The organism is Pseudomonas sp. URIL14HWK12:I5 (assembly GCF_900176445.1).
GTDB classification, from domain to species: Bacteria; Pseudomonadota; Gammaproteobacteria; order Pseudomonadales; family Pseudomonadaceae; genus Aquipseudomonas; species Aquipseudomonas monteilii.
Genome location: NZ_FWXQ01000020.1, coordinates 1 through 5,595 on the forward strand (window position 1 = coordinate 1; position 5,595 = coordinate 5,595).

Consider the following 5,595-nt stretch of genomic DNA (forward strand, 5'->3'; position numbering starts at 1 on the left):
ACGGCGGCTTCGATGGCCACATGCTCGGCCAGCGGGCGGCGGTGCAGGCTGCGCGGGATCGGCAGTGCATCGGTCTGCTCGGCGGCGATGTCTTCCGGCAGCTCCAGGTGTACCGCACCCGGCTTTTCTTCTTCGGCCAGGCGGAAGGCTTCGCGCATGCGCGACGGGATGTTGTCGGCCGAGGCGAACTGGTGGGTGTACTTGGTGATGGGGTCCATCATGCCGCACACGTCGATGATCTGGAAGCGGCCCTGCTTGGACTTCTTGATCGGCTTCTGGCCGGTGATCATCATCATCGGCATGCCGCCCAGGTAGGCGTAGGCGCTGGCAGTAACCAGGTTGGTGGCGCCAGGGCCGAGGGTCGACAGGCTGACGCCGGTCTTGCCGGTCAGACGGCCATAGGTGGCGGCCATAAAGCCTGCAGACTGCTCGTGACGGGTCAGTACCAGCTTGATCTTCGACTTGCGCAGGGATTCGAGCAGGTCGAGGTTTTCTTCACCGGGAATGCCGAACACATACTCGACACCTTCGTTTTCCAGGCATTGCACAACGACATCGGCGGCCTTGGCCATTTGGGGTACTACCTCAAAATCTTTGTGGGATTGCAGCGTTATGACACTGCGTGACTGAGATGTTGCAGGATGTCTCAGTGGCGCGCATCGTAGGCCCTCTGGTTAATAATAATAAATATATTGTTATGATGTTTAGCATCACAGCTTGTTATGAATGGTAGAACGCCTCAATGAACCTCAAGGCATTGCGCTGCTGCGTCGAGATCGTGCGCCAGGGCAGCTTCACCAAAGCCGCGCAGCACCTGCACATCGCCCAGCCGGCACTGAGCATGGCCGTAACCCGGCTGGAAGAAGAACTGGGGGTCACCCTGTTCAACCGCACTACGCGCAAGGTGATCCTCACCGCCGAAGGCGAACAGTTTCTGCCGCGCATTGCATCGGCCCTGCGTGAGATGGATGTCGCCCGGCAAGAACTGCGCGACATGGCCGACCTGAAACGCGGTGAAGTGCGTCTGGGTATTCCCCCGATGTTCGGCCTGCACTATGTGCCCGGCTTGATGAATGCCTTTCGCAAGCTATACCCAGGCATTGCCATGACCGTGTTCGAAGGCAGTGCCGAGGACATTGGCCACCGCCTTGAACAGCGTGAAATCGACCTTGCACTGCTGGAGTCCAGGCGCGTGCCGCCCGACAAGGAGTCGATCCTGCTGGGCAGTGACGAGATGCTGGCGTGCATGCACCCCGACCACGCCTATGCGGGCAAGGCCTTCCTCACGGCGGAAGACCTGCGCAATACCGATATGGTGGTGTTCGACCGAACGTTCGTGCAACGTCACCTGCTGGACGCGTTCTTCGCCGAACATGGCATTACTTATCAGGTGGCGCTGCAGAGCAACTTCGTCTCGCTGGTGGTGCAGGCCGCACTGGACAACATGGGCGTGGCGACCCTGCTACGCTCGGTGCAGCAGCGCACACCGGGCATCGTCGGGGTGCCGTTCCGACCAGCGCAACTGATGAGCTTCCGCCTGTGCTGGCGGTCGGGGGAATACCTGTCGCTGGCCAGCAAGCGGTTCATCGATTTTGCCGCGCAGACACATTATCTGGAGCGTTGAGGGGCACACTTGTACTCCATTCGCATTCAGGCCGCTCCAGAGGCATTCGTAAGCTCGGCAGCAGAACCTGCCTGAACCCAGCAGATGCGGAGGAAGCTGTCCAGCTTCCTCGACGTTTCAAGCGAACATTGACTATGATCCCGCCTTGAACGTTTCAGCATGTTTCAGTAAGGATCCCGATGTCAGTCCAGGAACACCCCCCTCTTCCCAGCAAAACCACCGTCGCCAAGATGGAAGCCGCCATGGCATTGGGCAGCTTTGCCATCGGCACCGGCGAGTTCGCCATCATGGGCCTGATGCCCGACATCGCCAACGACCTGCAATTGAGCGAGCCGCAGGTGGGCCACGCCATCAGCGCCTATGCACTGGGGGTGATGGTTGGCGCCCCGACACTGGCGATTCTGGGTGCCAAACTGCTGCGCAAGCACATGTTGTTGCTGTTGATGCTGCTGTATGCCCTGGGCAACCTGGCCACGGCCTTTGCCCCCTCGTTCAGCGGCCTGGTTGCCTTCCGCTTCATCAGCGGCTTGCCCCACGGCGCCTACTTCGGCATTGCCGCAGTGGTGGCCTCGAGCATGGTGCCCAAGGACCACCGAGCGGGTGCCGTTGCCCGGGTGATGATGGGCCTGACCTTGGCCATGTTGCTCGGCAACCCGGTGGCCACCTTCCTGGGCCAGTACTTCGGTTGGCGTTCGGCATTCGTGCTGGTCGGCGCGATTGCCCTGTGCACCATCGCCCTGGTGTGGCGCTTCGTGCCCCAGCGCCACGACGAAGTCCGCAGCGACCCGCGCAAGGAGCTGCAAGCCTTCGCCCTCCCGCAGGTATGGATGGCGCTGGCAATCGCTTCGATCGGCTTTGCCGGCATGTTCTGTGTATTCAGCTACCTGGCACCGACCATGCTGCAAGTAACCCAGGTGTCACCACAGTGGATTCCGTTCGGCCTGGCGGCGTTCGGCGTGGGCGGTATCGTCGGCAACATCGCTGGCGGCAAACTGTTTGATCGCTTGCAGTTCCGCGCGGTGGGGCTGGTGCTGGTGTGGTCGATTGCCGTACTGCTGTTCTTCACCTTCGCTGCCCAGGCACTGTGGAGCCTGCTTTTGGGTATCGGCCTGGTGGGTACCATGATTGCCCTGGCAGCGCCGCTGCAAATCCGCCTGATGGACATTGCCCATGAAGCACCAAGCCTGGCAGCGGCATCGAACCATGCGGCGTTCAACCTGGCCAATGCATTGGGGCCGTGGCTGGGTGGCATGGCGATTACCGCAGGCATGGGCTGGACAAGTACCGGCTACATTGGCGCGGCGACGGCACTGGTCGGGTTAGGGATTTATCGGGTGGCGCGACGGATGAAAGGCGGCCATTGAAATACCCGCACCCAGCGGGTGTGCGAAACGCCCGGTAACTCAGCCCTGGATTCAGGCAGGGCTGGCCCGCGGCAGCTCGATGCGTACCCGCAACCCGCCACTGTCGGCAGCCAGCGCCGTGATGCTGCCGCCGTGCAACGCAATAGCCCGCTGTGCAATCGCCAGCCCCAGGCCAAAGCCATCGCCACTGTCATCGGTGCCCCGATCGAACGGCTCGAAGATGCGCTGCAAGCGGGCCGGCTCTACGCCCGGCCCATGGTCGCTGACACTGACCTGCAACCATTGCCCGCCCGGCGCCAGCGAGGCCTGCACCAGCACCTCCGTACCGGCTGCGGTATAGCGCACAGCGTTGCGGATGATGTTCTCGAATGCCCGGTACAGCAGCTCCTCATGCCCGTGGATGAGAAACATACCTTGGGCATGCAACGACACCTGACACTGTTTCATACCCGCCTCGAAACGGGCGTCCTCGACGATCTGCGCCAGCAACTCGACCACATCCACGCTGGCAAAGTCGCGGTTGCCCTGCCGCGCCTGAGCGCGGGCCAGGGTCAGCAACTGCTCGATCAGGTCGTCCATTCGCCGCGACTCACGTTCGACCCGTTCCAGCATATCGAGCCGGTCGGGTTGCTGACGCATCAGGCCGATGGCGGCATGCATACGGGTCAGTGGTGAACGTAGCTCGTGGGAAATGTCATGCAGCAGGTTCTGTTGCGCCTGCACCAGGGCCTTGAGTTGACCGGCCATACGGTCACAGTCTTCGGCCAGCTCGACAATCTCGTCACGGCGTTTGCCAAGCCGGGGTTTCACGCGCACGTCGAACCGGCCCTGGGCCACCTGGCCCATCGCTTCACGCAGCCACGCCAGCGGGCGTGTCAGGTACAGGCTGCACAAGAAGGCAAACAACGCACTCATCAACGTGCCGGTAAACAAAGGGCCCATCCCGCGCGGACGTGGTGGCTCGCCAACGGTTGTGGCCACCGAGGCCCGCAGCACCAGCGGGCGGCCCTCGCTGTCGCGTAAGGCTTGCTCGAAACGGGCCACTTGTACCGCCTTCCCAGCCAGCAGTTGCCCTTGGCTATCGTAAAGGCCCACCTGCACATCGGGTGGCTGCGGCGACACGTTCAGCAACTGCCGACCGGCCTGTTCGCCATAGCGCTGCAACAGCTGCAGCTCGGTGGCCAGCAGCGAACGCAGTGCCGGGCTGTCTCCACGCCAGTCATTCAGCATGAAGGTGGCTGCGCCCACCAGAAAGGTCAGGCTGTTGGCCAGCCAGAATGCCAGGAACAGCTTCCAGAACAGGCGTCGGCGCATCATTCGACTATCAGCATGTAGCCCATGCCACGCACGCTCTGGATCCAGCTGCTGCCGTCAGCGCGCGGGCCGAGCTTTTGCCGGATGCTGCTGACATGCACATCGATGCGCCGGTCGTAGCGGGTCAGCGGCCGGCCCAAGGCATTGAGCGACAGGTCCTGCTTGCTGACCAGCTGTCCAGCCTGGCGGGCCAACGCCTCAAGCAGGCTGAACTCCGAGCCGGTCAGTTCCAGCGTGGCGTCGCCCCAGTGCGCTTCGCGACGACCCGGCCACATTTTCAATGCACCCGTGCGCACTTGCTCAGGGGCACTGGCCTCGCCCATCAACTGCGGCTGCACCCTGCGCAGAATCGCCCGCAAGCGTGCCACCAGTTCACCCGGCGAGCTGGGCTTGGGCACATAGTCATCGGCCCCCAGTTCAAGGCCGGCAATGCGGTCGATGTTGTCGCCACGGGCCGTCAGCAACAGTACAGGCACCTGGCTGCGCGCACGCACGCGCCGCAGCACTTCGATACCCGAGATACCCGGCAGCATCACGTCCAGCACCACCGCCTGATACTGGCCGGACAACGCCTGGGCCTCGCCCTCCTCGCCAGTGTCCACGGCCGTGGCCTGGAAGCCTTCGCGCGCCAGGTACAAAGAGAGCATTTCAGTCAGTTCGCGGTCGTCGTCGACCAGCAGCACGGGGATCATCGGGGCCAGATATCGCAATTGCAGGGGCGTTAATGATCGCCCTCCACGGCGGCACTGTCACCGCCGGCCGGTCGGACTTTACACATCTTTACCCTCGGCTAACCGCGCCGTACACAGCCCGCCCGTATCCTCATCGCCCGCTGCTTGCGGGTTGCCCGCGCTTGCTCCCCTCCGAATCCGCTTGTCTGGAACCCCCGATGAACTACCCGCGCCTGTTGCTCTCCATCCTGTTGCTGAAAGCCACACTGGTTCAGGCCTCCCCCTTCAGGATCGCCGACATCCGGGTCAACGGCCTGCAGCGGGTTTCCGCCGGCAGTGTGTTCGGTGCCCTGCCGCTGAACGTCGGCGACCAGGCGTATGACCGCCGCCTGGTGGACTCGACCCGTTCCCTGTTCAAGACTGGGTTCTTCCAGGACATTCAGCTGAACCGCGATGGCAATGTGCTGATCATCAACGTGGTCGAGCACCCGTCGGTATCGAGCATCGAGATCGAAGGCAACAAGGCAATCAGCACCGAAGACCTGATGAAGGGCCTGAAGCAATCGGGCCTGGCCGAGGGCGAGATCTTCCAGCGTGCCACCCTCGAAGGCGTGCGTAACGA

The 5,595-nt window shown here is 62.7% G+C and carries 6 protein-coding genes; 3 read left to right on the forward strand and 3 right to left on the reverse strand.

Annotated features, from left to right (window positions below):
* A partial coding sequence (locus tag B9A31_RS26750; protein WP_256576315.1) for a thiamine pyrophosphate-binding protein occupies positions 1-572 on the reverse strand: 572 nt, incomplete at its 3' end.
* A 170-nt stretch (positions 573-742) separates the two neighbouring features.
* Between B9A31_RS26750 and B9A31_RS26755 the strand changes: the two genes are divergently transcribed.
* The gene (locus tag B9A31_RS26755) at positions 743-1,624 is read left to right on the forward strand and encodes a LysR family transcriptional regulator (protein ID WP_016714070.1); all 882 of its coding nucleotides are present in this window, start codon (positions 743-745) and stop codon (positions 1,622-1,624) included.
* 179 nt (positions 1,625-1,803) lie between these two features.
* Positions 1,804-2,988 (forward strand): MFS transporter, encoded by a 1,185-nt coding sequence (locus B9A31_RS26760; RefSeq protein ID WP_019099394.1) that lies wholly within the window; start codon positions 1,804-1,806, stop codon positions 2,986-2,988.
* A 51-nt stretch (positions 2,989-3,039) separates the two neighbouring features.
* On the opposite strand, the gene B9A31_RS26765 is transcribed toward B9A31_RS26760, so the two are convergent.
* Positions 3,040-4,305 (reverse strand): HAMP domain-containing sensor histidine kinase, encoded by a 1,266-nt coding sequence (locus tag B9A31_RS26765; protein ID WP_027609936.1) that lies wholly within the window; start codon positions 4,303-4,305, stop codon positions 3,040-3,042.
* Positions 4,302-4,994: a response regulator transcription factor gene (locus B9A31_RS26770; RefSeq protein ID WP_025755066.1), complete on the reverse strand. Its 693-nt coding sequence runs from the start codon at positions 4,992-4,994 to the stop codon at positions 4,302-4,304. Before B9A31_RS26770 ends, B9A31_RS26765 begins: the two co-directional genes overlap by 4 nt.
* Positions 4,995-5,191: 197 nt before the next feature.
* Between B9A31_RS26770 and B9A31_RS26775 the strand changes: the two genes are divergently transcribed.
* Positions 5,192-5,595: POTRA domain-containing protein (locus tag B9A31_RS26775; protein ID WP_084297564.1), on the forward strand; the 404-nt coding region annotated here is incomplete at its 3' end.